The 25,849-nt window shown below is 65.1% G+C and carries 26 protein-coding genes; 14 read left to right on the top strand and 12 right to left on the bottom strand.

What is annotated here, in order from left to right; translation table 11 throughout:
- Window positions 1–3 precede the first annotated feature (3 nt).
- From Q8S60_RS00300 to Q8S60_RS00290, 3 genes are all read right to left on the bottom strand, one after another.
- A complete protein-coding gene (locus tag Q8S60_RS00300) occupies window positions 4–1,311 on the bottom strand; it encodes a phage major capsid protein (protein ID WP_305277148.1) in 1,308 nt (435 codons plus the stop codon).
- Between the two features lie 30 nt (window positions 1,312–1,341).
- A complete protein-coding gene (locus Q8S60_RS00295) occupies window positions 1,342–1,992 on the bottom strand; it encodes an HK97 family phage prohead protease (RefSeq protein WP_305278265.1) in 651 nt (216 codons plus the stop codon).
- 255 nt (window positions 1,993–2,247) lie between these two features.
- Window positions 2,248–2,502 carry a hypothetical protein gene (locus Q8S60_RS00290; RefSeq protein WP_305277147.1) on the bottom strand — a complete coding sequence of 85 codons (255 nt, stop codon included), beginning with the start codon at window positions 2,500–2,502 and terminating at the stop codon, window positions 2,248–2,250.
- Window positions 2,503–2,547: 45 nt separating this feature from the next.
- On the opposite strand from Q8S60_RS00290, the gene Q8S60_RS00285 reads away from it, so the two are divergent.
- On the top strand, window positions 2,548–2,844 hold the full coding sequence (locus Q8S60_RS00285; RefSeq protein WP_305277145.1) for a hypothetical protein: 297 nt from the start codon (window positions 2,548–2,550) through the stop codon (window positions 2,842–2,844).
- Here Q8S60_RS00285 and Q8S60_RS00280 read toward each other — a convergent pair.
- From Q8S60_RS00280 to Q8S60_RS00270, 3 genes are all read right to left on the bottom strand, one after another.
- Window positions 2,825–4,000, bottom strand: a complete 1,176-nt coding sequence (locus tag Q8S60_RS00280; RefSeq protein ID WP_305277143.1) for a phage portal protein — start codon at window positions 3,998–4,000, stop codon at window positions 2,825–2,827. The genes Q8S60_RS00285 and Q8S60_RS00280 overlap by 20 nt on opposite strands.
- A gap of 528 nt (window positions 4,001–4,528) precedes the next feature.
- Window positions 4,529–5,779 carry a DNA-packaging protein gene (locus tag Q8S60_RS00275; protein WP_305277141.1) on the bottom strand — a complete coding sequence of 417 codons (1,251 nt, stop codon included), beginning with the start codon at window positions 5,777–5,779 and terminating at the stop codon, window positions 4,529–4,531.
- Window positions 5,724–6,440, bottom strand: coding sequence for a hypothetical protein (locus tag Q8S60_RS00270; protein ID WP_305277139.1), 717 nt, complete (start codon window positions 6,438–6,440; stop codon window positions 5,724–5,726). Before Q8S60_RS00270 ends, Q8S60_RS00275 begins: the two co-directional genes overlap by 56 nt.
- 240 nt (window positions 6,441–6,680) lie before the next feature.
- On the opposite strand from Q8S60_RS00270, the gene Q8S60_RS00265 reads away from it, so the two are divergent.
- On the top strand, window positions 6,681–7,142 hold the full coding sequence (locus Q8S60_RS00265) for an NUDIX hydrolase (RefSeq protein WP_305277137.1): 462 nt from the start codon (window positions 6,681–6,683) through the stop codon (window positions 7,140–7,142).
- A 208-nt stretch (window positions 7,143–7,350) separates the two neighbouring features.
- Here the strand turns inward: Q8S60_RS00265 and Q8S60_RS00260 are convergent, their stop codons facing one another.
- The 3 genes from Q8S60_RS00260 to Q8S60_RS00250 all read right to left on the bottom strand — a co-directional run bounded on the left by Q8S60_RS00260 (window position 7,351) and on the right by Q8S60_RS00250 (window position 9,892).
- Complete coding sequence (locus Q8S60_RS00260; protein ID WP_305277135.1) at window positions 7,351–8,859, bottom strand: inorganic phosphate transporter; 1,509 nt, start codon at window positions 8,857–8,859, stop codon at window positions 7,351–7,353.
- Between the two features lie 112 nt (window positions 8,860–8,971).
- Entirely contained in the window at window positions 8,972–9,367 is a 396-nt protein-coding gene (locus Q8S60_RS00255; RefSeq protein WP_305277134.1) for a DUF2177 family protein, read from the bottom strand.
- 63 nt (window positions 9,368–9,430) lie between these two features.
- The gene (locus tag Q8S60_RS00250) at window positions 9,431–9,892 is read right to left on the bottom strand and encodes a YcgN family cysteine cluster protein (RefSeq protein ID WP_305278264.1); all 462 of its coding nucleotides are present in this window, start codon (window positions 9,890–9,892) and stop codon (window positions 9,431–9,433) included.
- 203 nt (window positions 9,893–10,095) lie between these two features.
- On the opposite strand from Q8S60_RS00250, the gene Q8S60_RS00245 reads away from it, so the two are divergent.
- The 10 genes from Q8S60_RS00245 (at window position 10,096) to Q8S60_RS00200 (ending at window position 20,756) form a co-directional block, all read left to right on the top strand.
- Window positions 10,096–12,174 carry a transglycosylase domain-containing protein gene (locus Q8S60_RS00245; protein WP_305277132.1) on the top strand — a complete coding sequence of 693 codons (2,079 nt, stop codon included), beginning with the start codon at window positions 10,096–10,098 and terminating at the stop codon, window positions 12,172–12,174.
- A 62-nt stretch (window positions 12,175–12,236) separates the two neighbouring features.
- Window positions 12,237–14,033, top strand: a complete 1,797-nt coding sequence (locus Q8S60_RS00240; protein WP_305277130.1) for an ABC-F family ATP-binding cassette domain-containing protein — start codon at window positions 12,237–12,239, stop codon at window positions 14,031–14,033.
- A 170-nt stretch (window positions 14,034–14,203) separates the two neighbouring features.
- Complete coding sequence (locus tag Q8S60_RS00235; protein WP_305277129.1) at window positions 14,204–14,791, top strand: DUF1214 domain-containing protein; 588 nt, start codon at window positions 14,204–14,206, stop codon at window positions 14,789–14,791.
- A complete protein-coding gene (locus Q8S60_RS00230; protein WP_305277128.1) occupies window positions 14,788–15,309 on the top strand; it encodes a DUF1254 domain-containing protein in 522 nt (173 codons plus the stop codon). The genes Q8S60_RS00235 and Q8S60_RS00230 overlap by 4 nt, the downstream gene beginning before the upstream one ends.
- Window positions 15,310–15,396: 87 nt before the next feature.
- A complete protein-coding gene (locus Q8S60_RS00225; protein ID WP_305277126.1) occupies window positions 15,397–16,437 on the top strand; it encodes an ABC transporter substrate-binding protein in 1,041 nt (346 codons plus the stop codon).
- Window positions 16,434–17,213 carry an ABC transporter ATP-binding protein gene (locus Q8S60_RS00220; RefSeq protein WP_305277123.1) on the top strand — a complete coding sequence of 260 codons (780 nt, stop codon included), beginning with the start codon at window positions 16,434–16,436 and terminating at the stop codon, window positions 17,211–17,213. The genes Q8S60_RS00225 and Q8S60_RS00220 overlap by 4 nt, the downstream gene beginning before the upstream one ends.
- Window positions 17,210–18,016 (top strand): ABC transporter permease, encoded by an 807-nt coding sequence (locus tag Q8S60_RS00215; RefSeq protein ID WP_305277121.1) that lies wholly within the window; start codon window positions 17,210–17,212, stop codon window positions 18,014–18,016. The genes Q8S60_RS00220 and Q8S60_RS00215 overlap by 4 nt, the downstream gene beginning before the upstream one ends.
- Window positions 18,017–18,222: 206 nt before the next feature.
- Entirely contained in the window at window positions 18,223–18,558 is a 336-nt protein-coding gene (locus Q8S60_RS00210) for a DUF2849 domain-containing protein (RefSeq protein ID WP_305277119.1), read from the top strand.
- Window positions 18,559–18,592: 34 nt separating this feature from the next.
- Window positions 18,593–20,251: a nitrite/sulfite reductase gene (locus tag Q8S60_RS00205; RefSeq protein ID WP_305668258.1), complete on the top strand. Its 1,659-nt coding sequence runs from the start codon at window positions 18,593–18,595 to the stop codon at window positions 20,249–20,251.
- Window positions 20,238–20,756 (top strand): DUF934 domain-containing protein, encoded by a 519-nt coding sequence (locus tag Q8S60_RS00200; RefSeq protein WP_305277115.1) that lies wholly within the window; start codon window positions 20,238–20,240, stop codon window positions 20,754–20,756. The genes Q8S60_RS00205 and Q8S60_RS00200 overlap by 14 nt, the downstream gene beginning before the upstream one ends.
- Window positions 20,757–20,869: 113 nt before the next feature.
- Here the strand turns inward: Q8S60_RS00200 and Q8S60_RS00195 are convergent, their stop codons facing one another.
- Window positions 20,870–21,262: a phasin family protein gene (locus Q8S60_RS00195; RefSeq protein WP_305277113.1), complete on the bottom strand. Its 393-nt coding sequence runs from the start codon at window positions 21,260–21,262 to the stop codon at window positions 20,870–20,872.
- Window positions 21,263–21,430: 168 nt separating this feature from the next.
- Complete coding sequence (locus Q8S60_RS00190) at window positions 21,431–22,717, bottom strand: D-amino acid dehydrogenase (RefSeq protein ID WP_305277111.1); 1,287 nt, start codon at window positions 22,715–22,717, stop codon at window positions 21,431–21,433.
- Between the two features lie 122 nt (window positions 22,718–22,839).
- Here Q8S60_RS00190 and Q8S60_RS00185 point away from each other — a divergent pair, with 122 nt between their 5' ends.
- On the top strand, window positions 22,840–23,502 hold the full coding sequence (locus tag Q8S60_RS00185) for a TetR/AcrR family transcriptional regulator (protein WP_305277109.1): 663 nt from the start codon (window positions 22,840–22,842) through the stop codon (window positions 23,500–23,502).
- Window positions 23,499–24,701: a hypothetical protein gene (locus tag Q8S60_RS00180; protein WP_305277106.1), complete on the top strand. Its 1,203-nt coding sequence runs from the start codon at window positions 23,499–23,501 to the stop codon at window positions 24,699–24,701. Before Q8S60_RS00185 ends, Q8S60_RS00180 begins: the two co-directional genes overlap by 4 nt.
- 1 nt (window position 24,702) lies before the next feature.
- Here the strand turns inward: Q8S60_RS00180 and Q8S60_RS00175 are convergent, their stop codons facing one another.
- Window positions 24,703–25,842, bottom strand: coding sequence for a mechanosensitive ion channel family protein (locus tag Q8S60_RS00175; protein WP_305277105.1), 1,140 nt, complete (start codon window positions 25,840–25,842; stop codon window positions 24,703–24,705).
- Between the last annotated feature and the right edge of the window lie 7 nt (window positions 25,843–25,849).

The following is a 25,849-nucleotide window of genomic DNA, read 5'->3' as shown; positions in this document are numbered from 1 at the left end:
GCATCAGGCCTGGAACTTGAGGAACTTGATCGCCTCGAAGTTCTGCACGCCGCCGCCCACGCGCTTCGTCGTGTAGAAGAGCACATAGGGCTTGGCGCTGTAGGGATCGCGCAGCACGCGCACGCCGAGCCGGTCGACGATCAGGTAGCCGCGCCGGAAATCGCCGAAGGCGACCGCCGGTGCGCCCGCTTCCATGGACGGCATGTCCTCCGCCTCCGTCACCGCATAATTGAGCAGCGTCGGCGGCTGTCCTGCCGCGACGGCCGGCTGCCAGAGATAGTTGCCGTCCGTATCCTTGAACTTGCGGATCGAGGATTGCGTCGCGCGGTTCATGACGAAGCGGCCATTGGCGCGGTAGCCCGCCTTCACCGCATAGACGAGGTCGATCAGCTTGTCGGCCGGGTTCGAGGTCGGGAAGCCGCCTTCGTTCCCCGTCGCGATGAAGCCGAGCTTGCCCCATTCCCAGGCATTCTCCGCCACCATGTCGTAGTCGAGGAAGCCGCGCGGCTTCTTCACGCCGTCGCCGATGACGAAGGCGGCGCCTTCCTGTTCGGCGAAGGCCGTCTGCACTTCCTCCGCCAGCCACTGGTCGATGTTCACCGCCGCGTCGTCGAGCAGCGTCGGCGTCGCCGCCGGCATCGCATAGAGCTCCATCGCCGGGAATTCGATCTCGGCGAGCGAGGGCGTCGCGGTCTGCGGCCGCGCTTCCGTTTCGCCGACCCAGCCGGTCTGCATGCCGCCGGCGGCGAAGGGCTTCTTGTAGCTTGCCGAGCCGATCTGGCGGATGCCCGCGATGGCGCGGATCGGCGAGACTTCGGAGATGATGCGGTCGATCATCTTCTCCGTCTCGGCCGGCACCAGGTAGCCGCCGTCGGGATCGGAGCCGACCGAAAGCGCCTTCGCCTCCAGCCCGCGCAACTCATGCGCCTCGCCCTTGCGGACATAGCGGTCGAAGGCGCGTTTGTGTTCGCGGCCGGCATAACCCTCGCCCCCGCGTGTGCCGCCGATCTCGGGGCGGGCGGCGGCGAGCGTCAGCTCGTCCATCTTCTTCTTCTGCATGTCGAGCGCGCGGTTGATGCGGTCGACCTTCTCTTCCGTCAGCACGTCGGCTGAGAGCTTGCGCTCGAGTTCGCCGAGCCGCTCGTCGTTCGCCGACTTGAAATCCTCGAAGGACGAGAGAAATTCGTCCATCGCGTCCCGCACTTCATGCGCGCTCGCGCTCCGCGTCTCCGCGCTTTTCGTCTCGGGCGCGCGCGGTTCCTTCTTCAGCGACGCGCCGATGCGCGGCACGCCGTCATTCCAATGGGACATGGGTCCACTCCGTTAGAGATGTGATGATGGTCAGTTGTTGAAAAGCCGCGCGGCCAGGCGAAGCGCCCGTGCCAGCGCCGCATCGCCGGGCCCGCCCGCTTCCCGCGGGGAGTTCAGCGCCTTGAAGCCCTTGTGGATCACCGTCCGGGCTTCCGTCCGGCTCAGCCCAGCGTCCCGCATGAGCCAGCGTTCGAATTCGCGTGTCGTCGGCCTCGCCCCCTTCACCGCGCGCACGCGCGCTTCCGGCAGCATCGGAAAGGTCACGACGGAAATTTCCCAGAGATCGACCTCGATCAGACGTCGCGCGCCGGTCGCGCGGTCGGCCTCCGCCTTCACGACGCGATAGCCGATCGACAATCCGTCGACCGCGCCGGCGCGCATCAGCGCCAGCACCTCGCGCGCGCGGGAGACGTCCTGCAGCAACTGCCCGCGCACGAAGAGCCCTTCATGGTCCTCCGCGATCCCGGTCCAGATGCCGATCACCTCGTTCGGCTCATGCTGATAGAGAAGCTTCACGCCCTTCGGCCCGCGCTTCAGAAGCGATTTGCGGAACGCGCCCGGCATCACCACGTCGCGGCCGAGATCCTCCGCCCCGAACAGCGACGCATAGCCCTCAAACGTCCCATCCGGCTTCACCGCCTTCGCCAGAAACCGCGCCGCCTTGCGCTCGCCGCCTCTCATTCCACTCAAGGTCTTCCTCCGTTCAAGGATGGTTGCGACGCAGGGCCGCCCAAACCACAATTGTCATCCCGGCGAAAGCCGGGACCCATTGGTTCTCTCAGCAAGGGTTGTCCGGCGGGGCGTCGCTCGCGGGAAACGGGCACAATCTGTCCGTCGCTGCGGCAAGCTGCCTCGCGAGTGGGTCCCGGCTTTCGCCGGGATGACAGCTTTTATTTGTGATCGGCCGGTCGTTTCTCGCCATCAGTGAAAGGATGGCTACCGCTCCAGCCTCGCCTCGATCCGCTCCAGCGCCGCCGATGCGGCCTTTGCCCGCTCCTCCAGCCGCGCGGTCCGCTCCACCATCTCGTCGATCCGCACCGCCCGAACCTCCAGCGCCGAGAGCCGCTCGTTCGCCGAGCCCGCCCAGACCAGCGCCGCCGCCGATTGCAGCAGCAGCGTCACGATCACGGCGATGGGCACCCGGCGGTCGAGATGCCAGGCCCTTTCCTCGTCTTTTGTGTATGCTGTCATTTCCACTTCACCCGATCCCTTCTCCACGGCGAAAGACGAGACAAGATGACGAGCGACGAATGGATGATCCTCATCATGGGCATGGCGCTGGCCTGCGGCCCCGTCCTGCTGATCTGGATGGAAGACAAGACGCGCGCCCGGGGCGCCGCCATCCCCGCCCTGCTCACCGTCAAGGGCTACAGGCTCTCGCCGCACAGCGTCTTCGGTCTCATCATCGGGCTGATGCTCATCTTCCTGTCGTACCAGATGCGCGGCATCGGCCTCGGCCTCGTCTTCATGATCTTCGGCTTCGTCTCGTTCGTCGTGGTGATACGCAACATCCTCAAGTCGAAGACGCTCTGACCTTCCCATAGCCCACCGCCTCGCGCTTCTCCTCGTCGCTGAGGAAGTCGGCCTTCGAGACCCGCGCCCACAGCGCGTCCCGGTCGGCGGCGAGCGCTTCCACCTGGTCGGCGTCGTACCAGAGCCGCAGCTTGCCCTCGTAGCGGGGCCCCAACCAATGCGTCAGCGCGCGGGCCGAGCGGCCGACCAGCGGCAGCACCGTGCCGCGCCAGAAGGCCCGGTTCGCCTCGCGGTAATTGGAATAGGTGTTGTCGCCCGGAATGCCGAGCAGCATCGGCGGCACGCCGAAGGCGAGCGCGATTTCGCGCGCCGCCGTCCGCTTCGCCTCGATGAAGTCCATGTCCTTGGGCGAAAGTCCCATGCTCTGCCAGTCGAGCCCGCCTTCCAGCAGCAGCGGACGCCCGGCATTCGCCGCGCCCTGATAGTTTTCCGCCAGCTCCCGTTTCAGCCGCTCGAACTGGTCTTCGGTCAGGTTCGCGCCCGCCTCGCCGCCCTTGTAGACGAGCGCGCCGGAGGGCCGCGCCGCATTGTCGAGCAGCGACTTGTTCCAGGCGCCGGCTGCGTTGTGGATGTCGATGGCATAGGCCGCCGCTTCGAGCGGGCTCAGTCCATAATGATCGTCGGAGGGGTGGAAGAGCCGCATATGCAGGATCGGGCTCCGCTCGCCGCAGGGAATGGTCACGCTCCGTCCGTTCACGGAATATTCGTAAGCCTCCGGCCAGCCCGCCCGCCCCGGCACCGCCTTCATGCGGTCGGGCCTGAGCGCATAAAGCTCGCGCGGGGCCCCGTCCACCTCCACAAGTTCGAGATAGGCATTCCCCGCCACCTGCAGATAACTGTACCAGGTCTCGAAAAGCTCGGCGCCCGCCTGCCCCTTGTTCGGGCTTTCGATCAGCCGCAGCAGCGGATGCTCGGTCAGTTCCCGCGCGCCGTCGTAAAGCAGCCAGGGCACGCTCGCCGCCGCCTCCGCGATCATCCGCACGCAGCGATAGGCCACCGCATTGCGCTGATAGCCCTCCTCCGCCAGCGGCGCATAATCCCGCGGCGTCCACACGGCCCGCCCCTGCATATGCAGCGCAATCACCGGCGCCACCCGGCTCTGCTTCGCCTCACGCGGCCGCACCAGCCGCGCAAGCGCCGTCAACGGATTGGGCATGTTGATTTCCTGTATGTGAATTGCAGCGGCGACGGACAAGGTTGAACGCCGGCAAAAACAAAAAACTCGGTGTCACCCCGGCGAAAGCCGGGGCCCATGAGCGGACAACACAAATACGAGAGTCAGATGGATCCCGGCTTCCGCCGGGATGACAGTTTTGTTTTATGTCCCGCCAATCAAACCATTCTCCCCACCCTCCCCTTGGGGGAGGGTCGACAAAATTCGAGCGGAACGCGAAGAATTTTTCGGGGCGGGGTCGCGGCGCTAAATACAACGAACACGCTCGCGCCTGCACCCATCGCACCACGGCGACCCCGCCCCAAACCGCTTGCAGCGGTCTGACCCTCCCCCAAGGGGAGGGTGGAAGAAACCGGCCCTTTTAGCCACCGGACCAAACCAAAAACTCAGTGTCACCCCGGCGAAAGCCGGGGCCCATGAGCGGACAACACAGATACGAGAGTCAGATGGATCCCGGCTTCCGCCGGGATGACAATTTGTTTTGGCTACTGCCAACACTCTTCCCACCTTCTACAACCTCCGCATCCTCGGCACCCCCGCCTCGCCAAGCAGCATCAACTCCGTCAGTGCCCAGACCAGCGCATCCAGCCTGTCCGGGCTTTTCCCGCCCGGCACCCAATCGCATAACTGATCCTCGAGCTTCGCGAATGCACCCACGTGATGCACCAGCCCGCGCTCATATAAAGCCGCGATGGGTTCGGCGCGCACCGCCTTCCCCCGCGTCGCCCGCACAAGACGGATCGGCGCGTCGGGCATTTCCTGCCGCATCACCGAGCCGACCATCTCGCCGCCTTGATTGCTTTCCGCGACGATCCGGTCCGCCTCATGCGCGCGGTAGCAGCCGGCCACGCGCTTCGCCCAGGCGAGCGGCGACAAGCCGCCCATCGAGCGGTCGTCCAGCACATAGCCATGCCCGTCCGCGCCCAGCGCGGCGCAGACGATGCCGCATTCGTCCGACTTCGCGCCGCTCGTCGCCGGCGGATCGACGCCCACCACCACGCGCACGAACTCCACGGCCCGCTCCACGCGGCCGCGCTCGATCGTTTCGCGCTTCCACAGCGCGTCCGGGTTGTCGTCGATCAGTTCGGCGTCGAGTTCCTGCCGCCCGAGCCGCGTGCCCTCGTAGCGCGCGATCACGGCGCGGAAAAATCCGTCGGCGAGGTTCGCGCGGTTCGCCGCCGTCGCGGCCCTTGTCGTCACGGTCGTCTTGTCCGCGATCAGCCGCTTCAGCACCGGCACGGGGCGCGGCGTCGTCGTCATCACCTGGCGGGGGTTCTCGCCGAGGCGCAATCCGAATTGCAGCATGTCCCAGGCCGCTTCCGCATAGCGCCACTTCGCCAGCTCGTCGCCCCAGGCCGCGTCGAACTGGGGCCCGCGCAGGCTTTCCGGCTCGCCCGCGGAAAACACATGGGCCACAGCGCCGTTCGGCCAAAGGAGACGCTTCCGCGTCACCTCATATCGTGGTTTCTCGTCCGCCCGCGCAATCGTGCGGAGCCCCGAGGGCCCGTCGATCATCACCTCGCGCGCATCCGCCAGCGTCTCGCCGATCAGCGCGATGCGGCTCGCCCGGCCTGCGGCCACTTCCGCCGCCACCCATTCGGCGCCGGCGCGCGTCTTGCCCGCGCCGCGCCCGCCCAGCACCAGCCATGTCGTCCAGCCGCCCTCCGGCGCAAGCTGGTCTTCCCGCGCCCAGAAGCGCCAGTCGTCAGCAAGCAGCCGCACTTCCCGCCGCGTCAGCCCTTTCACGAAGTCCGTCCGCATCGGCGGTGGCAAAGAGGCGAGCAAGCCGCTGTTCAAGTTCGGCGCGCAGCCGCTTGTCCTCCGCGGCGCGTTTTGCCTTGTCGGATGCAGGGTCATGTTTTTTCGCCAGCCTCGCCGCCTGTTCGATTTCGTGGAGCTTGTCGATGGAGCGTACCAGCGACGACAGCCGCCGCGCCTGCCGCTCGCCTTCCGCGTCGTCGCGCGTCACCTTGCTCTGGCGCTCGATATCCGCGATTTCGCGGGCGATCAGCTTCGTCAGCCGCGCCGCCAGCGCCTCCGCGTCGTCGGGCAGTTCGGTTGCAAGCGCCGCCTCCTGCACGACCTCGCCGCGCTTCGGCCAGCTCTCCCGCCACGCTCTCGATGTGATTTTCTGCGTCGTGATCCGGTGTTCGAGCGCAATCTCCGAGAGAGATCGCGTCCCGATCTCGTAATCCGCGCGGATCGTTTCCCAATCGATGTCTTCATCTTTCGCCGCGCGCAGTATCTCTCCACCCTCCCCCTGCGGGAGGGTCGAAATTTGAGCCGCGTCGGCGGGGCAAATTTCGGGGAGGGGTAGCGGCGCCTCGTCTTTTCCAACCGCCCGCTTCTTTGCCGGCGCTTTCTTCGGCACGGCCTTCTTCACCGCGCGCACCTTCGCAGGCGCCGCCTTCTTCGCTGCCATGTTCCTCACCGCACAATTCTGGAGATGGATGGAAGGTAGGGATGGAGCGCCGCGCTGACAATTGGGGATATCTTTTGAATTGAAGCCGCTGCCGGTGCTTCCCACCCTCCCCTTTCCCATTACTCGTCTTTGCCGGGCTTGACCCGGCAATCCAGAAGGCGCGGCACGCGCCGCCCCCCTTCGCACTTCTGTTTTGGCAGCCGTCGTGCATACTTCCCCCACTGCTCCCAGGGAACCTCCATGCTCGAACGTCTCGCCACCAAGCTCCGCTTCCGTTTCGTCGCGCGCCAGTCCGCCATCGAGCGGCAGGCGGGAGCCATTCCCTATTCGCTGGTCGACGGCCAGGTCGCGGTGCTGCTCGTCACCTCGCGGCGGACGGGGCGCTGGGTCTTTCCGAAGGGTGGGTTGATGGAGGGCCTCGATCCGCACGAGGCTGCCGCGCAGGAAGCGCTCGAGGAGGCAGGCGTCCAGGGCGTCGTCGCCGACCGGCCGCTCGGCGTCTGGCGCACGATCAAGCGGCGCGGCGTCATTGTGAAGCCCATCGAGGTCGACATGTATCCGCTGCTCGTCACGCTGCAGCATGAGACCTGGGAAGAACAGCATGAGCGCCGCCGCCACTGGGCAGGCCTGCGCGAAGCCCGTCAGCTTCTCTACGATCCCTATCTCGCCGACCTCGCAATGATGCTGCGCGACCGGGTGTAGCTGCAAATAAGCAGCGGCGAGGACAAAACCATTCATTCTTCCCACCCTCCCCCTGTGGGAGGGTCGAAATTTGCGAAGCGAATTTCGGGGAGGGGTTGCAGCGCCTACGCAATGAATTTTCTGCCGCTTGAATATGACGCTTCTTCTGTAACCCCTCCCCAAACGGCTTGCAGCCGTTTGACCCTCCCACAGGGGGAGGGTGGAAGAATTACAAATCCACGACCAGCTTCAGTATCCAGTAGAGCAGCGCGGCGAGGCCGCCCGCGGCGGGCACGGTGATGACCCAGGCAGCCGCGATGCCGAGCACATGGCGGCGGCGCACCAGCCGGCGTTTCTCTCGCTTCAACTGCTTCTTGATTGCGTCTTCCGGCGTCCTGCTCAGCGAGGAAGGTTCGCTCGCCTTCGGCTTCGGCCGCTTCGGCCCGTCCGCCTTCAATCCGAGATTGGCGAGTTGCTCGCGCAGGAAGCCGACGCCGAAGACGCCGCCGATGGCGATATGCGTCGAGGAAACCGGCAGGCCCAGCGCCGAGGCGATCAAAACCGTGATTGCGGCGGCCAGCGCCACGCAATAGGCGCGCGGCGCGTCCATCTTGGTGATCTTGGTGCCGACGGTGCGGATCAGGCGCGGACCGAACAGCGCGAGGCCGAGCGAAATGCCGACCGCGCCGATCATCAGTACCCAGAGCGGCAGCGTCACGTCGCCGGGCACGGCGCGCCCCGTTTCCGCTGCCGCGACGATGGCGGCAAGCGGGCCGACCGCATTCGCGACGTCGTTGGCGCCGTGCGCGAAGGAGAGAAGCCCGGCCGCGAAGATGAGCGGCAGCGTGAAGAGCCCCGCCACATGCTTGCGGCGGTTCTCGAGCGTCTCGGCGCGCCGCGCCACCCATGGCCGCGTCGCCAGCGTCCCGGTGGCGAAGAAAGCGATGCCGAGCGCCCATACCGTTCCGGCGGACGGCTTCCAGACATGCGACAGGCCCTTCAGCGCGAGATACATCGCGAAGACGCCGGCCATCAGGCCGATCATCACCGGCACCCAGCGCTTCGCCGCCGCGACGCGGTCGGGCTTGAAGAGCACCTGCCATTTGATGAAGCCGAGCAGCGCCGCCGCGACCACGCCGCCCATGATCGGCGAGATCACCCAGCTCGCGGCGATCGCACCCATGGTCGGCCACGACACCACACCGAAGCCCGCCGCCGCGATACCGGCGCCGAGCACGCCGCCGACGATCGAATGCGTGGTCGAGACGGGCGCGTTCAGGATCGTCGCGAGGTGAAGCCACATGCCGGCGGCGAGAAACGACGCCATCATCAGCATCACGAAATCGCGCACGTCGAAATCCGGCGGCGGCACGATGATGCTTTTCGAAATGGTCGAGACCACGTCACCGCCCGCGAGGATGGCACCCGCCGCCTCGCATACCGCCGCGATGACGAGCGCCGCACCGAGCGGCAGCGCGCGGCTGCCGACCGCCGGTCCCATATTGTTGGCGACATCGTTCGCGCCGATGTTCAGCGCCATGTAGCCGGCGATGACGCCGCCCGCGATCACGAAGATGCTCAACGGCCCGACGGGGACCAGTCCGCTCATGAAAAGGAAAATCGCGACGAGGAAAAGGATCGCCAGTCCCGGTGCCGCGATCGATCTCGAAAGTGCGTGAGTCGCCTCTTCGAGGCTTCCGACTTTTTTCAGATCCTTGTCGAGCGCGCTCTTCGGCACATGGCCCTCCGAATCGTGCCGCCTCTTCGGCTGGCTGTCCGGGGAGTGCCTTTATCATCTCGGGCGGGGCGCGCCTACCCTCTGTGACATATTTTTGACAGTTCGATGACAGTCAGAGAGTCCGGGCGGCCAGATAACCTGCCAGCGCGGCCGTGGCCGTGAGCGCCGCACCCCAGGCCATGTCCACCACAACCATTTTCACAGACCACCCCTTCAGCGTCGCGAGGTTGGTCATGTCGTAGGTTCCATAGGCAAAAAGGCCAAGCAACCCGCCATAAACCAATGCCGTCTTCCACCCCTGCGCCTGCAGAGCGGGCACCACCGCGAAGAGCACCACGCCGCCGATATAGAAGAGATAGAAGATGCCGGCCGCCGCGAAATCCGGCTTCTCCCGCATCAGCGGTCCCAGCTCCCGCGCATAGAACTCCTTCGCCAGCGTGCCCAACCACAAATAGTCGAGGCTGAAGAAAACAAGTGCCGTTGCGGCGTAAGCGATCGCGTAGATCATCGGAGGCCCCATCCATCATGCGGTTCTCTGCTTCCTACGCAGGATCCCGCGATCCGGATCAGCCTACTCCGGCGGCATCAGCGGCCAGTCGACGATGCGGCCTTCGAGGTCCTCCATGTCGGCCTCATCCTCGAAGAGGAACCGTCCGTGGACGGACATGCCCGCGAGCCGCACAGCCTCGTATTCTCCGGAAATAAGCGGATGCCACCACGGCAGGTCCTTCCCCTCCTTCAGCAGCCGATAGGCGCAGGAGGGCGGCATCCAGTCGATGTCTTCGAGGTTCTTCGGCGTCAGCGTCACGCAATCGGGCACCCTGACGGAGCGATTCGCGTAGTCCGAGCAGCGGCACGTCTCCGCGTCGAGCAGCCGGCAGGCGATGTCCGTATATTCGAGCTCGCCGGTATCCTCGTCCTCGAGCTTTACCAGGCAGCACTTCGCGCAGCCGTCGCAGAGGCTCTCCCACTCTTCGCGGGTCATCTCGTCGAGGCGCTTCACGCGCCAGAAGGGTTGGGCGGCATCCATCATGGCGGGACATGAGCGCGCGCCGCCGATTTTGTCAAAGGGCATTCACGCAGGTCTTCATTTGCCGCCGCTTTGCCGCGATCCCGCCCCAATCAGCGCACAAATCTCCGCCAGTCTCGCAATGACGCATCCCGGGCTGGCATGCCGCTCGCATGAAAAGTCCAACCCGGTGCATGCCCGCATTGGGCCCAGCGAGGCGGTTAACCTTGTCCGACGCCGACGACATCGATCCGCACTACCCGATGCGCGAGCAGTTCCGCCGCGCGCGGCTGGATCGCGACCCGCTTCCGTCGGATGGCCCGGAGGAAGACGCGCCGCGTCCTGCACGTAAATCCAAAGGTATCTTGGGCACCCGCTCTCTCGGGATTGTCTCCTTTTCGATCACCGCGCTCGTCGCAGGTTTCATCGCGCTCGTCTTCGTGACACTACCGGATCTGCAACGCGCGCTTGAGCGGGACCGGACCGACATGGTGTCGATCTCGGTACTCGACATGCAGGGCGAGGAGATCGGCAGCCGCGGCCGCCGCACGGCCCCTACCGTCCCCCTCGGCGAAATGCCGCCCTATCTGGTGAAGGCCGTCCTCGCCACGGAAGACCGCCGCTTCTACGAACATGGCGGCTTCGATGCACGCGGCATCGCACGCGCCATGTGGCGCAACCTGCTCTCGTTCGGCTTCGTCGAGGGGGGGTCCACCATCACGCAGCAGGTGGCGAAGAACCTCTATCTCGACAACAGCCGCACGCTCTGGCGAAAGGCGCAGGAAGCGCTCATCACGCTGTGGCTCGAAAACAATCTCTCGAAGGACGAGATCCTTACGCTCTATCTCAATCGCATCTATATGGGTGCCGGCAACTACGGCATGGACGCCGCCGCGCGCTACTACTTCGGCAAGTCGGTGCGCGACGTTTCGCTCGCCGAAGCGGCCGTGCTTGCGGGCCTGCCAAAGGCACCCACCCGCTACGCGCCGACCAACGACCTTCAGCAGGCGCGCGCCCGTGCCAATCAGGTGCTGGACCGCCTCGTTTCCGCCGGCAGCCTCACCGCCGAAGAAGTCTCCGGCGCACGGCAGCATCCGGCCGAAGTGCTTGCGCGCGGTGACGGCGAAGGGCGCGAATATTTCGTCGACTGGATTGCCGAGCAGGTGCGCACGCTCTTTCCGGAAGCCAGCGGCCGCTTCGTCGTTCGCACCACGCTCGATCCGCGCCGCCAGGCGGCGGCGGAGGACGCCGTCGAGCGCGCACTCGCCGGGACGGGCAAGGAACGCAATGTCTCGCAGGGTGCACTCGTCGCTCTGGCACCGGACGGCGCCGTCCTTGCCATGGTCGGCGGCCGCTCCTACGTCGAGAGCCAGTTCAACAGGGCGGCGCAGGCAAAGCGTCAACCCGGCTCCGCGTTCAAGCCCATCGTCTATCTCGCCGCGCTGGAAGCTGGCTACACCCCGGACAGTCCGGTCACCGACGAACCTGTTTCGATGGGTGGCTGGACGCCGCGCAATGCGTCCACACGCGACTGGGGCACAGTCAGTCTTGCGACGGCGCTTTCGAACTCGATCAACACCATCTCGGTCCAGGTCGGCGACAAGGTCGGTATCGACCGCATCACTGCATCGGCCAAGCGGCTGGGCATCGAGAGTCCGCTGCCGCGCAACTTGTCGATCGTGCTCGGCAGCGCCGAGGTAAGCCTGCTCGAGCTCACCTCCGCCTATTCCGCTTTCGGCAATGAAGGCCGCCGCGCTGCGCCATACGGCATCGCCGCCATCGAGGCCGAAAACGGCGACGTCGTCTATCGCCGCGAAGCGGCGGAGACGCAGGCGATCACCCGCACTCAGGCGCACGACATGACCTACATGCTGCATCAGGTCATGACCGAAGGCACGGGCCGCGGCGCCGCGTTGAGTGGCCGCCTCGCCGCCGGCAAGACCGGCACCAGCCAGGACTACCGCGACGCATGGTTCGTGGGCTATACGGGCCATGAAGTGGCGGGCGTCTGGTTCGGCAACGACGACAATTCGCCCACCAGCGGCGCGTCCGGCGGCAATTTCGCCGCTGCCGCATGGCGCAATTACATGACTGCCGCTGAAGCGAGCCTTCCGCCCGCGCCGCTGCCCGGCGCGGTGCGTAACCGCGAGGCCCCCGTCATTGCCACGAGCGGCACACGCGGCGGCTTCTTCGCGGAGCTTTCGGACCTCTTCGATGCCGCGCCGAAGCTCGAAAGCCGCGAAACGGACCGGTGGGGCGGAGGATTCCGGCGCGGCGGACAAACCCTTGAGCGCGGCAAACGCTGATTTGCATCGTCTCGCGCGATGCGCCATACAGGCGGCGGCAAATCTCAACGGACTTTCGCAAATTGGCCGCACCGCTTCTCGCTCTCCGGGACATCCGCGTCGTTTTCGCCGATCAGGTGCTGATCGCGGGGGCGAGCTTCGCGCTGGCACCGGGCGACCGGCTTTGCCTCGTCGGGCGGAACGGCAGCGGCAAGTCGACGCTGCTCCGCATCGCGGCCGGTCTCGTCGATCCGGATGGCGGCGAAATCTTCCGCCAGCCCGGCACGCGTATCGCCTATCTCGAACAGATGCCGGATTTCGGCGGGGCCAGGACCGTCATCGACTATGCGACGGCCGGGGGCGCCGAGGCGCATAAGGCCGCTGCAGCGCTGGACGAACTGAAGCTGTCGCCGAGCGCCGGCCCCGCCACGCTGTCGGGAGGCGAAGGCCGCAAGGCGGCGCTCGCCCGCGTGCTGGCGGAAGAACCGGACATCCTTCTTCTCGACGAACCGACCAACCATCTCGATCTTCCTTCCATCGAGTGGCTCGAGGAAAGGCTGTCGCAGTTTCGCGGCGCCTTCGTTCTCATCAGCCATGACCGCGCCTTCCTCCGCCGGCTCGCCGCCGGTTGCCTCTGGCTCGATCGCGGCGCCATTCGCCGTCTCGACAAGGGCTTTGCCGAATTCGACGCATGGTCGGAGCAGATCGTCGCCGAGGAGGAAGTCACCGCGCGCAAGCTCGAACGCCTGATCGAACAGGAAACACAGTGGTCGCGCGAGGGCATATCCGCTCGACGCACGCGCAACCAGGGCCGCCTGCGCCGCCTGCATTCGCTGCGCGCGGAACGTGCCGGCCAGATCGGTCAGGCGGGCCGCATCGACCTTGTCGCGGAAAGCGGGCAGGCGTCGGGCTCGCTCGTGGTCGAGGCGAAAAACATCACGAAAATCTGGCCGCAGCCCGACGGAAGCGAGCGCGTTGCCGTGCGCGATTTTTCGACACGGATCATGCGCGGCGACAAGGTCGGCCTGATCGGTCCAAACGGCGCCGGCAAGACGACGCTTCTCAGAATCCTCACCGGCACGCTTGCGCCCGACAGCGGCAGCGTGCGGCTCGGCACAAATCTCACGCCCGTCTATGTCGACCAATCGCGCTCCTCGCTCGATCCCGAGGCGACGCTCTGGCAGACCTTGTGCGAGGGCGGCGGCGATCAGGTTCTGGTGCGCGGTCAGCCGCGCCATGTCGTTTCCTATCTGAAGGATTTCCTGTTCCGCGAGTCGCAGGCGCGCCAGCCGGTGAAGGCGCTGTCCGGTGGCGAGCAATGCCGGCTGCTCCTCGCCCGCGCGCTCGCCAAGCCCTCCAACCTCCTGATCCTCGACGAGCCGACCAACGACCTCGACATGGATACGCTCGATCTCCTGCAGGAAGTGCTGGCGGATTACGACGGCACCGTTCTTCTCGTCAGCCACGACCGCGATTTCCTCGACCGGGTCGTCACCTCCGTCGTCGCGCTCGATGGCGAAGGGACCGCGGTTGAATATCCCGGCGGTTATTCCGACTATCTGAGGCAGAGGAAACAGGCGGCCGCCGCGACACGAAGCGCCGCCTCCCCCGCGCCGAAGACGGAGCGCGCCCGGACGCCGACCAAGCTCAGCTACAAGGACACACGCGCGCTGGAGGAACTTCAGGCGCGTATGCCGGAACTCGCGCGCGACATTGCGGCGATCGAGAAGAAGCTCGCCGATCCGGATCTCTATGCCCGCGATCCGGACCTTTTTCACAAGACGATGACGCGCCACGATGCGCTTAAGGCGGAACTTGCGGAAGCCGAGGAGCGCTGGCTCGAGCTTGAGATGAAGCGCGAGGAACTCTCGGGCGGTTAGCTGTGCGAGTGCGGCGTTTTAGCCAATCTCCCCATTAACTACACCCACATAATCCCTTTGACTGTTTCGTATCGAGACGGTTGGATGGTAGCCGTGCTGATTCGGACGCGGGGGTGTCGCGGGCCAGACAAGAAAACCTGGACCTAAAAAAGGTCTCTAGGGGGGATCATTTGAAGCTCGCCCTGAAACTGTTGGCGGCCACGGTGGTGGCGCTCATCCTGGGTGCAGGATCGGCGCTTCTTCTCGTCCGCAGCGGTGGGCTCGGCGGCGACGTGGCGGTGGGCCCCTGGCGCACCAGCACGATCATCGGCAGCGCCGAAGCCGATCCCTATACGCGCGCGATGGTCGCCGTCGCCGGCCTGCTCGCGCTCAATCGCAGCGAAACGATTTATTTCACCGCCGCGCGCGACGGGACGGGCGAGCGTCTGCGTACAAACTGCACCTACAAGGTCGCCGGAACCGATCCGCCCGCGCGCTGGTGGAGCATCACGCTTTATGCGTCGGACCACTATCTCATGCCCAATCCGGAAGACCGCTACTCCTATGGCGGCAATACGGTCGCCCGCGAAGACGACGGCAGCTTCGTCATCGCGGTGGGGCCGGAAAAAGCCGATGGAAACTGGATTCCGACCGGCGACGGCCAAACCGATGACACATTTACGCTTACTCTCCGGCTCTACAATCCGGAGGAAGCTGCCGCGCGCGACCCGTCCGGGGTCGTACTCCCGCAAATTGCCAAGGAGGCATGCCCGTCATGAAAACCTGGCCCATGTGGGCCGCAGGCACCGTAGCGCTCGCGGCCGTATTCCATATCCTCGCGATCTTCGGATTGCCCTACGGCATCATGGACCGGGCGATGGCCGGGATCGCCACCCAGGCCGGCGGCGTCAACAAAGCCGTCTATCCCGACCGTGCCACCGCCGCGTCGCGCGGGGTCGTGCGACCGAGCCCCGACCTCCTCTACACGGCCTGCGTCTACGACGTGAGCAAGCAGCCGGTGAAGCTTACCTCACCCGTGCCCGACACCTATTGGTCGCTTTCGACCTTCGCGTCCAACACCGACAATTTCTTCGTCGTCAATGACCGGCAGGTGAAGTCCGGCCGGATCGAAATCATCCTCGCGGCCGACGGCAACACGAAGATCGAGAAAGGCATCCCCGTCGTCATCACGCCGAGCACCAAGGGCATCGTCCTCTTCCGCTCGCTCGTCACCTCGGAGGAGGCACGTGCCGAGATCGACGCCATGCGCCGCCAGTCGAATTGCGACCCGCTCTGAGCCCCGGCCTCCTGTAGCCCTCCCGGGCGCGCGCTGATACCATTCCCCCGGTTTTGCGCGAGGCCGCGCCTTTCGGGGGACGTTTTCATGAACCGCAATCTCATCCTCGCCTGTGTGGGCGCCGCCATCGCCGTGGCGATTGCCATCGTGCTCGTGCTTCAGCCGGGCCGCGAGCAGAGCGGCGACCTCACGCGCATCACCTTCGCGACGGACTGGAAGGCGCAGGCCGAGCATGGCGGCTTCTATCAGGCAATCGCCAAGGGCTATTACGAAGAAGCCGGTCTCGACGTCACGATCCTGCAGGGCGGGCCGGGCGTGAACGTGCCGCAGCTTCTCGCCGCGCATACGGTCGAATTCGGCCTCGGCTCCAACAGCTTCATTCCGCTCAACATGGCGCAGGCAGGTGCGGGCGCGAAGGCCGTCATGGCTTCCTTCCAGAAGGATCCGCAGGTCTTCATCACGCATCCACGGCCGGACGTGAAATCGCTCGCCGACATGAAGGGCAAACCCATCATGGTGTCGGACGCGACGGTGAGCGCCTTCTGGCAGTGGCTGAAATCCAAATACGGTTTCGAGGATTCCCAGATCCGCAAATACACCTTCAACCTCGCCCCCTTTCTCACCGACGAGACGGCGATCCAGCAGGGCTATCTGTCCTCCGAGCCCTATATGATCCGGCAGCAGGGCGTCGAGCCGCAGGTCTTCCTCCTGTCGGACTACGGCTATCCGGGATATGCCGCCTTCATCCTCGCAAGCGACCGCATCATCGCGGAGCGGCCGGAAGTCGTGCAGGCATTCGTCGACGCGAGCATCAAGGGCTGGGTCAGCTACATCCATGGCGACCCTTCGGCCGCCAACGAACTCATCAAGCGCGACAATCCGGAAATGACCGACGAGATCATCGCCAATGCGATCCGGCTAATGAAGGAATACGGCATCGTGGATTCGGGCGAAACGGAAACGCTCGGCGTCGGCGCGATGACGGAGGAACGCTGGCGGATGTTCTACGATGCCATGGTGGAAGCCGGCGTCTATCCGGACGACCTCAGCGTTCACAGCGCCTATACGCTTGAATTCGTCAATCAGGGCGTCGGCCTCGATCTGAAGAAAGAACTCACGGGCGAATGACGGCGGACAGCGCGCCTCCGGCGCCGCCCCTTATCTCGCTCAGGGGGATCGGCAAGACCTATGGCAGCGGCACAGTCGCGCTTGCGGGCGTCGACGCGCATATCCGCCGGGGCGGCTTCGTGTCACTTGTCGGGCCGTCCGGCTGCGGCAAGAGCACGCTGCTCCGCATCGTCGCCGGTCTTATCACGCCGGATACGGGCGACCTTCTCTGGCCGGCCGCCGGCGGCGCGAGGCCCGCGGATATCGGCTTTGTCTTTCAGGACCCGACGCTGATGCCCTGGGCGCGCGTCGTCGACAATGTCTGGCTGCCGCTGAAACTTCGCGGCATCGCGAAGGTGGACGCACTGCCCCGCATCATGAACGCGCTGGAGCGCGTCGGCCTCGTCGATTTTGCGCGCGCGTTTCCGCGCGAACTTTCGGGCGGCATGCGAATGCGCGTTTCGATCGCCCGCGCCCTCGTCACCGAACCGCCGTTGTTGCTGATGGACGAGCCCTTCGCCGCGCTCGACGAATTCACGCGCGAGAAGCTCGACGACGATCTCCTCGACTTGTGGTCGAGCCAGAGGTTCACGGTGGTCTTCGTCACGCACAGCATCTATGAATCGGTCTATCTGTCCGAGCGCGTTCTTGTCATGGGCGCGCGGCCGGGACGCATCCTTTCCGACATTGCCATCGACGCGCCCTATCCGCGCGGACGGGCCTTCCGCGAGTCCCACTCCTATGTCGAAAGCTGCGCCGCCGTCGGGGCGGCGTTGCGCGAGGGAACGGCGATATGAAGGGCGATGACACATTGTTCGCGCGCATCCTGCGCATCCTCGTTCCGATCGCGGTCGGCATCGCCTTTCTCGGGGCCTGGGAAGTGCTGGTGCGGGTGAACGAAATACAGCCTTTCGTGCTCCCCGCTCCGTCGCGCATATGGGAAAGTCTCGTCGCGAATTTCGGTTCGCTGATGGCATCGCTCTGGGTCACGCTCCGCGTCACCATCGCCGCCTTCCTGCTCGCGACGGTCGGCGGCATCGGGCTCGCGGTTCTCTTCTCGCAAAGCCGTCACATCGAGATGGCGCTCTTTCCCTATGCGGTCGTGCTGCAGGTGACGCCCGTCGTTTCCATCGCACCGCTCATTCTCATCTGGGTCGGCTACGACAATGTGGAGTTCGCGCTCCTTATCCTTGCCTGGATCGTCGCCTTCTTTCCGATCCTGTCGAACACGACGCTCGGGCTTCGCTCGGCCGACCACAATCTGCGCGATCTCTTCCGTCTCTACGGCGCCAGCCGTTGGCAGGTGCTGACCGAACTCCAGCTTCCCTCCGCGCTGCCCTACATGCTGGCCGGCATGAAGATATCGGGCGGCCTTGCCCTCATCGGCGCCGTCGTCGCGGAGTTCGTCGCGGGCTCAGGTGCCGCCACGGGGCTCGCATGGCGCATCGTGGAAGCGGGCAACCGGCTCGACATTCCGCGGATGTTCGCCGCGCTCTTCCTTCTTTCCACACTCGGTATCTGCATTTTCTTCGGGCTGACGCTTCTCGAACGGCGCATCCTGAGCCGCTGGCATGAGAGTGCGGTGAAGCAGGAAAGATAGATTTTTCGCTGAATTCCGCCGATTATTCCATATTAAACGAGTTTAAAGAGTGAATTATATTGTTTTACACAAGCATTGACGATCTTTGAGAAAAAACCCATGTTAACGGTCAAATAGGCCGATTTTTACAGCCGGACACTCGCGCCGATGCCCGCTCCCGGCTATACGGGCGGGCGTCGCATCACGATATTCGAGGACAGTTCCCCATGGCCCAGCATACCCGCAAGGGAGCCCAGTTTCAGGCCGTCACCGCCAACCGGCTGAACGATGGTATCGTCGTTTACCTGACGGCCGGCGGACGCTGGTCCGAATCCCTTCAGGAGGCCGCGGTGGCCGAAGGCAAGGAAGCTGCGGAAGCGCTTCTCGCCCGCGCCGAGCCGGCCGTGGCCGACAACAGCATCGTCGAGCCCTACCTTTTCGAGGTGGCAAGGGACGAGGGCGGCATCCGCGCGGCGAGCGTGCGCGAGGTCATCCGCCAGGCCGGACCGACCGTCCGGCTCGATCTCGGCAAGCAGGCGGAATTGCCGGACGTTCATCGCTGAGCGTGCATGCACGCGAAGAGTTAAAGGCCAAATTATGTATCGTTACGATGAATTCGACCAGCAGCTCGTGAACGAGCGCGTCAAGCAGTTCAGCGGCCAGGTTGCGCGCCGCCTGTCCGGCGAGCTCACCGAGGACGAGTTCAAGCAGCTCCGGCTGATGAACGGCGTCTATCTCCAGCTCCATGCCTACATGCTGCGCATCGCGGTGCCCTACGGCACGTTGTCGTCGAAGCAGCTCCGCATGCTCGCGCATATCGGCCGCAAATACGATCGCGGCTACGGCCACTTCACCACACGCCAGAACCTCCAGTTCAACTGGCCGGCGCTGAAGGATGTGCCGGACATCCTGCGCGATCTCGCTTCCGTCGAGATGCACTGCATCCAGACGTCGGGCAACTGCATCCGCAACGTGACGACGGACCAGTATGCGGGTGCCGCCCGGGACGAGCTGGAAGACCCGCGCATCGTTTCGGAAATCATCCGTCAGTGGTCCACCTTCCATCCGGAATTCTCGTTTCTGCCGCGCAAGTTCAAGATTGCCGTTTCGGGCACGCCGGACGATCGTGCCGCGATCCGCGTCCACGACATCGGAATCCAGATCGTCGAGAACGACCGGAAGGAAATCGGCTACGAGATTTTCGTCGGCGGCGGGCTTGGCCGCACGCCGATGGTCGGCAAGAAGATTTCGGATTTCGTGCCGAAGGAAGACCTGCTCGCCTATCTCGAAGCGATCCTGCGCGTCTACAACATGTACGGACGCCGCGACAATATCTACAAGGCACGCATCAAGATTCTCGTGCACGAGATCGGCGCCGATGAGATGAGGCGTCAGGTCGAGGCGGAGTTTGCCGAAATCCGCAAGACCGGCGCGCTGCATCTGCCGCAGGAAGAAATCTCGCGCATCGAAGCCTATTTCCGCGCCCCTGCCTACGAGACGCTGCCGGACGAAAGCACCGAGCTCAACAAGGCCGTGCTCGCGGATCCGGGCTTCGCCAACTGGGTGAAGTCCAACGTCGCGGCGCACAAGATGCCGGGCTATGCCATCGTCAACATCTCGCTGAAGCCCATCGGCGGCACGCCGGGCGACTGCTCGTCGGACCAGATGGACGCCGTTGCGGACATTGCCGAAAAATTCAGCTTCGACGAGCTGCGCGTCACGCATGAGCAGAACCTGACGCTCGCGCATGTCCGCAAGAAGGATCTCCATACCGTCTACGAAGCGCTGAAGGCTCACGATCTCGCGACCGCAAATGTCGGCCTCATCACCGACCAGATCGCCTGCCCCGGGCTCGATTACTGCGCGCTCGCCAATGCGCGGTCGATCCCGATCGCTCAGCGCATTTCCGAGCGCTTCGCGGATATCGAACGTCAGCACGACATCGGCGAGCTGAAGATCAACACGTCGGGCTGCATCAATGCCTGCGGCCATCACCATGTCGGCCATATCGGCATTCTCGGCGTCGACAAGAAGGGCGTCGAATATTACCAGGTGACGCTTGGCGGCGCGGCCGACGAAAAAACGGCCGTTGGCGACATCGTCGGTCCGGCCTTCACCGAAGAGCAGATCGTCGATGCCATCGAGACGATCGTCACCACCTATCTCGGCACGCGCAAGCAGGGCGAGCGGTTCATCGACACCTATCGCCGCGTCGGCATCGACCCGTTCAAGGAGAGCCTCTATGCAACTCATTAGGAACGGAGCCTTTGTCGAGCCGGATTTCCCGAGCGTCGCCGACGATGAGGCGCTGCCGGAAGGTCCGGCTATCGTCAGCCTCGAACGCTGGCAGGCCGAGCGCGAGGCGCTCCGCGCCCGCAATACGCCCATCGGCGTCCGTCTGAAAAGCGGCCAGGAGCCGAGCGTCATCGCGGACGATCTCGACATGCTCGCGGTGGTCGCGCTCGAACTGCCGATCTTCCGCAACGGACGCGCCTATTCCTATGCGCGGCTGCTGCGCGAGCGTTACGGCTACAAGGGCGAAGTGCGCGCCGTCGGCAACGTGCTGCGCGACCAGTTTCATTTCATGATCCGCTGCGGCTTCGACGCGCTTGAAGTCGCCGACAACATCACGCCGGAGATATGGGCGGAGAATGTCGGGGTTTTTTCCTATTCATACCAGCCGGCGACGGACGGCCGCGAGCCCGTGCTCTCGCTCCGTCAGCGCCTAGCGCAGCGCGCCGCCGCCCGCGAAGCGGTCTGAGGCCCCTTCTTCCTGATACGAAGCAGTAAAAAGCCCGGCTCTCTTTCGAGGGCCGGGCTTTTGTTTACGCAATGCTACAGGACGCAACAGGCAGGAAACGCGGCTCTCGCGAATTACGCGGCGCGGAGCTTCTCGAACGCTTCGGTGAACTTGGTGGCATAGGGGCTCACGGCTTCGCGAACGGTCGACACGGTGAGCTCGTTGAGCTCGCGGGCGGCGTCGATGTTGCGCTTCAGCGCGGAGCGGACATATTCGTTCTGGAGTTCAACCGCCGTCTTGAGGCTGCCGGACTTCATCACGGCACGGGCGGTCTCCACCGACTCTTCGAAATTCGTGCGCGCGAGGCCCACGATGATCCCGGACGCGGTTTCGAGCGGGTTCTTCGCGTCGATCTTGGCGGCGGCTTTCGCGGCCGTGGTCTTCGCGGTCGCTTTCACCGAGGCCGTCGCCTTCTTGGCGCGCGGCTTGGCTTTGGTGGTCTTCGGCTTCTGGGTCGCTTCAGTCATGTTTTATCTCCTGTATCGCGTGGCCGCTCGCATCGATTGCGGGCATTTCCCCGCACATACCGGCGCGCCGGATTTGTGCGCTGCACAATGAGATAAATACCCCCTACCGTAACGTCAAGTATTTTTTGTGCATTGCACCATTTCCGGGCCCCAAGGGCCCGGAAATTGCTAGAATCTGCTTATGGAAAAAGGACTTAGGTCCGATTGCGGCGCACTGCCGCAGATCAGGTCGGCCAGCGCCGCGCCGCTTCCCGCTCCGAGCGTCCAACCCAGCGTTCCGTGCCCGCTGTTGATGAAAAGATTCGAAAACGGTGCCGCCGCGCCGATCACCGGGCTGCCGTCCGGGGTCATGGGACGCAGGCCGCACCAGAAGAGCGCCTCGTCCGTGCGCGGCCCCACTTGCGGAAACAGCGCCTCGATCGCCCGGAGCACGGCTTCGGCGCGCGGCTTCTCCAGCGTCAGGTCGTAGCCGCCGACTTCCGCCTGCCCCGCCGCGCGCAGCCGGTCGCCGAGCCGGCTGATTACGATCTTGCGTTCCTCGTCGGTGATGCTCACCTCCGGCGCGTTCGCATCGGGCGCCGGCAGCGTCACCGAATAGCCTTTCAGCGGATAAATATAAGACCGGATACCGAGTGGCTTCAGCAGCGCCGCGCTGCCCGTCCCCGCCGCCACCACCACGGCGTCGGCCTCGATCGTGCCTTCCGCCGTCGTCACGCCCCTGGCGCGCGCGCCTTCCGTCGCGATGCCGGTCGCCGTGCTCGTCGTCACGAAGCGGACGCCGAGCCGCTTTGCGCCTTCCGCCAGCGCCACCGAATAGAGATGTGCGTCGCCGCTGCTGTCCGTCCTCGAATAGAGCCCGCCCGCGATGTCGCCCCGCTGCATGGCGGAGCCGAGCGCCGGTTCGATGCCGATGCATTGGGCGGGCGTCAACGGCTCCTGTTCCACGCCGAGGCGCGCCATCAGCTTCGTCTCCTCGACCGCATCGGCAAAGGCGTGCCGGTCGCGGAAAATGCGGAGGATACCCCTTTGCCGCTGCTCGAATTCGAGCGGCTGGCCCGCCGCCGCGAACTGTTCGCGGTAGGCCGCGAGCCGCGCCCGCGTCAGCAGCGCCAGCTCGAGATTATGCGGGATGCGTTCGCGCCGCGCCGATGTGCGGCAGCGCGCGAGGAAGCGCAGCAGCCAGAGCCATTGGTCCGGATCGAGCTTCGGACGCAGGCGAAACGGCGCGTCGTCGCGGCCGAGCCATTTGAGGATCAGCCCCGGCACTTCCGGCCCCGCCCAGGGCGCCACTTCGCAGGCCGAGAGCTGGCCGCCATTCGCATAGCTCGTGCCGAGCCCCGCGCCCTCGCGCGCCTCGATCAGCGTCACGGCTGCGCCGCGCAGCGCGAGTTCATAAGCGGTCGAGACGCCGACGATACCGGCGCCGATGACGATGATGTTTTCGGGGGTCTGCACGGGAAGCGACACCTTGGACGAACGGCGCCGGACCGGCGCCTCCCTAGCCCTACCAAAGCCGCGATGCTTTGGCGACGGCAGTTTTCTTGACGGCAGGCATTTTCCGTCCTATATGTCACCACATGGTGACAAAAACCGCACAGAAACCGGCCGCCCCCCGCCGCGACCGCGCCAGGACCGAACGCACCATTCTCGACGCGGTGGCGCGCCTCATCCTGCGCGACGGGCTGTCCGGCGTCGGCATCAATGCGCTCGCGCGCGAAGCCGGCATCGACAAGGTTCTGATCTACCGTTACTTCGGCGATCTCGACGGCGTCTATCGCGCCTATGCCGAGCATGGCGACTTCTGGTGGTCAGTCGACGACATTATCGGCACGGAAAAGGCGGCGAGCCTCGCCGGCGCCCTCAAGTCCGGCTTCCGCCGCCACGCCGCCGAGATGCGCAAGCGGCCAGTCACCCTTGCCGTTATCGGCGCCGAAACCGCAAACCGCACGCCGCTCGTCATTGCGCTGGAAGAAGTCCGCGAGCGCCGCGCGCTCGAACTCATGGACGCCGTCTTCGCGCGCTACGGCGCGCCTGCCCATGTCGATCTTCCCGCGCTCACCGCCATTCTCGGCGCCGCCATCGACTATCTCGCCGCCCGCGCGCGCCAGATCCGTGTCTATGGCGGTGTCGAAATCAAGACGGACAAGGACTGGGAACGCCTCTTCACGACCGTCGACGCGATGATCGACGGCGCCTTCTCCACCGCCGGCAAACCCGCGCAAAGGAAACGGAAGCCATGACGAAGACATCCTTCACCCGCCGTCACCTCCTCGAAATCGGCACCGGCATTACGCTTGTCGCGGCGGCAGGCGTCATCTGGCGCGCGAATGAACGCGGCGTCATCGGAGACGGCGGGAACGAGCCCTACCTGCCGTGGGAAATCTGGAACGATCCGGCCCATCGCGGCACGCCGCTCGCGCTTGTGGCCGCCGGCGTCCTCGCATCGAACCCGCACAATACGCAGCCCTGGATTTTCCGCGTCGGCGACGGCCGCATCGACATTCTCGCCGACACGTCGCGCAATCTCGGCACCTTCGACCCCTATCTGCGTGAAATGCATGTCGGTCTCGGCTGCGCCATCGAGAACATGGTCCTCGCCGCCGCACCGAACGGTTACGCGGTCACCGTCGCGCCCGCCGCAGGCTCGCTCCTCGACATCGGCGGCCGCAACGAACCCGTTCTCGCCGCGACGCTTCATCTCTCGCGCGCGGATGCGCCGGTCGACCCTCTCTACGACGCCATCCCGAAGCGCCACACAAACCGCAATCCCTACGACCTCGCGCGCGGCTTTCCCGGCGATCTGCTGCAAGACTTCGCCGCCGCTCCGCATGATGAAGATGTGAAGCTTTATCTCTTCCGCGGCGGTGCGGCCTACGAAACGCTGGGCGCCACCATCATCTCGGCAACGGATGAAATCGTCGCCGACCATGCGATGATCGAGGACAGCCACCGCTGGTTCCGCGACGGACCGCAAGAGATGGCGCGCGAGCGGAGTGGCCTCGAGCTCGACACGGCGGGTCTCTCGCCCGCCCTCCTCGCCGTCGCGAAAATACTGCCGGCCCTTCCCGCCGAACAAAGTCACGGCACCTGGGCGAAACAGACGCGCGATACGCATGTGCCGACGGCGGCGCTGCTCGGTCTCATCGCCGCGCGCGACCGCTACGATCGCGCCCAGGCCCTTGCCGTTGGCCGCCTGTGGCAACGCATTCACCTGGCGGCCGGGGCGGCGGGCCTCGCCATGCATCCGCTGAACCAGCCGGTAGAAATGATCGACCGCGAACGCCAGCTCGGCGCGGAGCCAAAGGCGGAGGCGCGTCTCGCCGCCGTCACAGGCGATGAGGCATGGCAGCCGACATTCGCGTTTCGTGGAGGCTATGCGATACGCGACGCGGCGATCAGCGCGCGGCGAAGCGTCGAAACGGTGACGGAAATCGCTTGAGCTACGCCTTCTCGGCCGCGATCTCGTCGGGCGCAAGCGGCATCGTCTCGACATAGATGGATTGGCTCGGAAAGGCGAAGCCCGCGCCCGCGCCCTCGACGATCTGCTTGATCCGGTAGGCGAGTGCTTCCTTCACTTCCAGCCACTCGCCCCACACCGTCGTCTTTGTGAAGCAGTAAACGAGAATATCGATGGAGGAAGGCCCGAAGCTGTCGATCCGCACGAAGAGCGGCGCGGAAGGCGGCTGCGCGAAATCCTCGACCGAACGGAGATAGGCTTCGATGTCGTCGCGTATGCGGCGAAGCTGTTCATGCGTGGTGCGATACTCGACCCCGATCGTCCATGAAATCCGGCGATAGGTCATGGCGCTGAAATTCGTCACTGCGCCATCGGCAAGGTGCTGGTTCGGCACATAGACAGGCGCCTTGTCGAAGCGGCGCACATGGGTCGAACGGAAGCCGATCTTTTCCACCGTTCCCTCGACGATGCCGTCCACCTTGATCCAGTCGCCGATGCCGAAGCGCCGTTCGACGAGGATCGAGACGCCGCCGATCAGGTTCTTGAACAGGTCCTGAGCGCCGAGCGCCACCGCCACGCCGAAAAGCCCGAGGCCCGCAATGATCGGCGCGACCTGGATGCCCCAGGTCTGGAGGATGGTGGCGCCGCCGACCAGCACCACCGCCGTCTTCGCGCCCGCGACAAGCCATTCGAGAATCTCGGGCGTCAGCAGCGACTTGAGCCGGTCGAGTGCATGGCTCACCGGCTCCACGGCATTGTAGATCGCCCAGAAGATGGCAACGATTATGAGCGACCGGTTGACGTTCTGGGTGAAGGCTTCCGCCGTTCCTTCGAAAGCCAGATATTCGGACGCGAAGAAAAAGCCGAGCGCGAAAAAGAGAAAGCGGATCGGGCTGCGCACGGCGTCGCGCGCGTAGTCGTCCGCCTTGGTCTCCGTCCGCTCCACCAGACTATCGACAATCCGCAACACGAACCGCGTGAAGAGGCCGCGCAGCACGAAGAAAATCCCGAAGATCGCCAGAGCGACGAAGATGCTGCCGAGATCGTGGCCGAACACGCCGGTCTGCCACACATCCTTGATCAGGGCCCAGTAATCCTCGAAATTTTCCAGCACGCGTTGCATCGATTGT

This window comes from Parvibaculum sp. (assembly GCF_030694575.1).
Classification (GTDB): domain Bacteria; phylum Pseudomonadota; class Alphaproteobacteria; order Parvibaculales; family Parvibaculaceae; genus Parvibaculum.
The sequence above is the reverse complement of the archived record's forward strand: the minus strand, read 5'-3'. Positions and strand labels throughout refer to the sequence as shown.

What these genes read in the sequence shown, in the direction of transcription:
- Q8S60_RS00300 (WP_305277148.1), bottom strand. Translation starts at nt 1,311, where the DNA reads ATGTCCCATTGGAATGACGGCGTGCCGCGCATCGGCGCGTCGCTGAAG.
- Q8S60_RS00295 (WP_305278265.1), bottom strand. Translation starts at nt 1,992, where the DNA reads ATGAGAGGCGGCGAGCGCAAGGCGGCGCGGTTTCTGGCGAAGGCGGTG.
- Q8S60_RS00290 (WP_305277147.1), bottom strand. Translation starts at nt 2,502, where the DNA reads ATGACAGCATACACAAAAGACGAGGAAAGGGCCTGGCATCTCGACCGC.
- Q8S60_RS00285 (WP_305277145.1), top strand. Translation starts at nt 2,548, where the DNA reads ATGACGAGCGACGAATGGATGATCCTCATCATGGGCATGGCGCTGGCC.
- Q8S60_RS00280 (WP_305277143.1), bottom strand. Translation starts at nt 4,000, where the DNA reads ATGCCCAATCCGTTGACGGCGCTTGCGCGGCTGGTGCGGCCGCGTGAG.
- Q8S60_RS00275 (WP_305277141.1), bottom strand. Translation starts at nt 5,779, where the DNA reads ATGCGGACGGACTTCGTGAAAGGGCTGACGCGGCGGGAAGTGCGGCTG.
- Q8S60_RS00270 (WP_305277139.1), bottom strand. Translation starts at nt 6,440, where the DNA reads ATGGCAGCGAAGAAGGCGGCGCCTGCGAAGGTGCGCGCGGTGAAGAAG.
- Q8S60_RS00265 (WP_305277137.1), top strand. Translation starts at nt 6,681, where the DNA reads ATGCTCGAACGTCTCGCCACCAAGCTCCGCTTCCGTTTCGTCGCGCGC.
- Q8S60_RS00255 (WP_305277134.1), bottom strand. Translation starts at nt 9,367, where the DNA reads ATGATCTACGCGATCGCTTACGCCGCAACGGCACTTGTTTTCTTCAGC.
- Q8S60_RS00250 (WP_305278264.1), bottom strand. Translation starts at nt 9,892, where the DNA reads ATGATGGATGCCGCCCAACCCTTCTGGCGCGTGAAGCGCCTCGACGAG.
- Q8S60_RS00230 (WP_305277128.1), top strand. Translation starts at nt 14,788, where the DNA reads ATGAAAACCTGGCCCATGTGGGCCGCAGGCACCGTAGCGCTCGCGGCC.
- Q8S60_RS00225 (WP_305277126.1), top strand. Translation starts at nt 15,397, where the DNA reads ATGAACCGCAATCTCATCCTCGCCTGTGTGGGCGCCGCCATCGCCGTG.
- Q8S60_RS00220 (WP_305277123.1), top strand. Translation starts at nt 16,434, where the DNA reads ATGACGGCGGACAGCGCGCCTCCGGCGCCGCCCCTTATCTCGCTCAGG.
- Q8S60_RS00215 (WP_305277121.1), top strand. Translation starts at nt 17,210, where the DNA reads ATGAAGGGCGATGACACATTGTTCGCGCGCATCCTGCGCATCCTCGTT.
- Q8S60_RS00210 (WP_305277119.1), top strand. Translation starts at nt 18,223, where the DNA reads ATGGCCCAGCATACCCGCAAGGGAGCCCAGTTTCAGGCCGTCACCGCC.
- Q8S60_RS00205 (WP_305668258.1), top strand. Translation starts at nt 18,593, where the DNA reads ATGTATCGTTACGATGAATTCGACCAGCAGCTCGTGAACGAGCGCGTC.
- Q8S60_RS00200 (WP_305277115.1), top strand. Translation starts at nt 20,238, where the DNA reads ATGCAACTCATTAGGAACGGAGCCTTTGTCGAGCCGGATTTCCCGAGC.
- Q8S60_RS00195 (WP_305277113.1), bottom strand. Translation starts at nt 21,262, where the DNA reads ATGACTGAAGCGACCCAGAAGCCGAAGACCACCAAAGCCAAGCCGCGC.
- Q8S60_RS00185 (WP_305277109.1), top strand. Translation starts at nt 22,840, where the DNA reads ATGGTGACAAAAACCGCACAGAAACCGGCCGCCCCCCGCCGCGACCGC.
- Q8S60_RS00180 (WP_305277106.1), top strand. Translation starts at nt 23,499, where the DNA reads ATGACGAAGACATCCTTCACCCGCCGTCACCTCCTCGAAATCGGCACC.
- Q8S60_RS00175 (WP_305277105.1), bottom strand. Translation starts at nt 25,842, where the DNA reads ATGCAACGCGTGCTGGAAAATTTCGAGGATTACTGGGCCCTGATCAAG.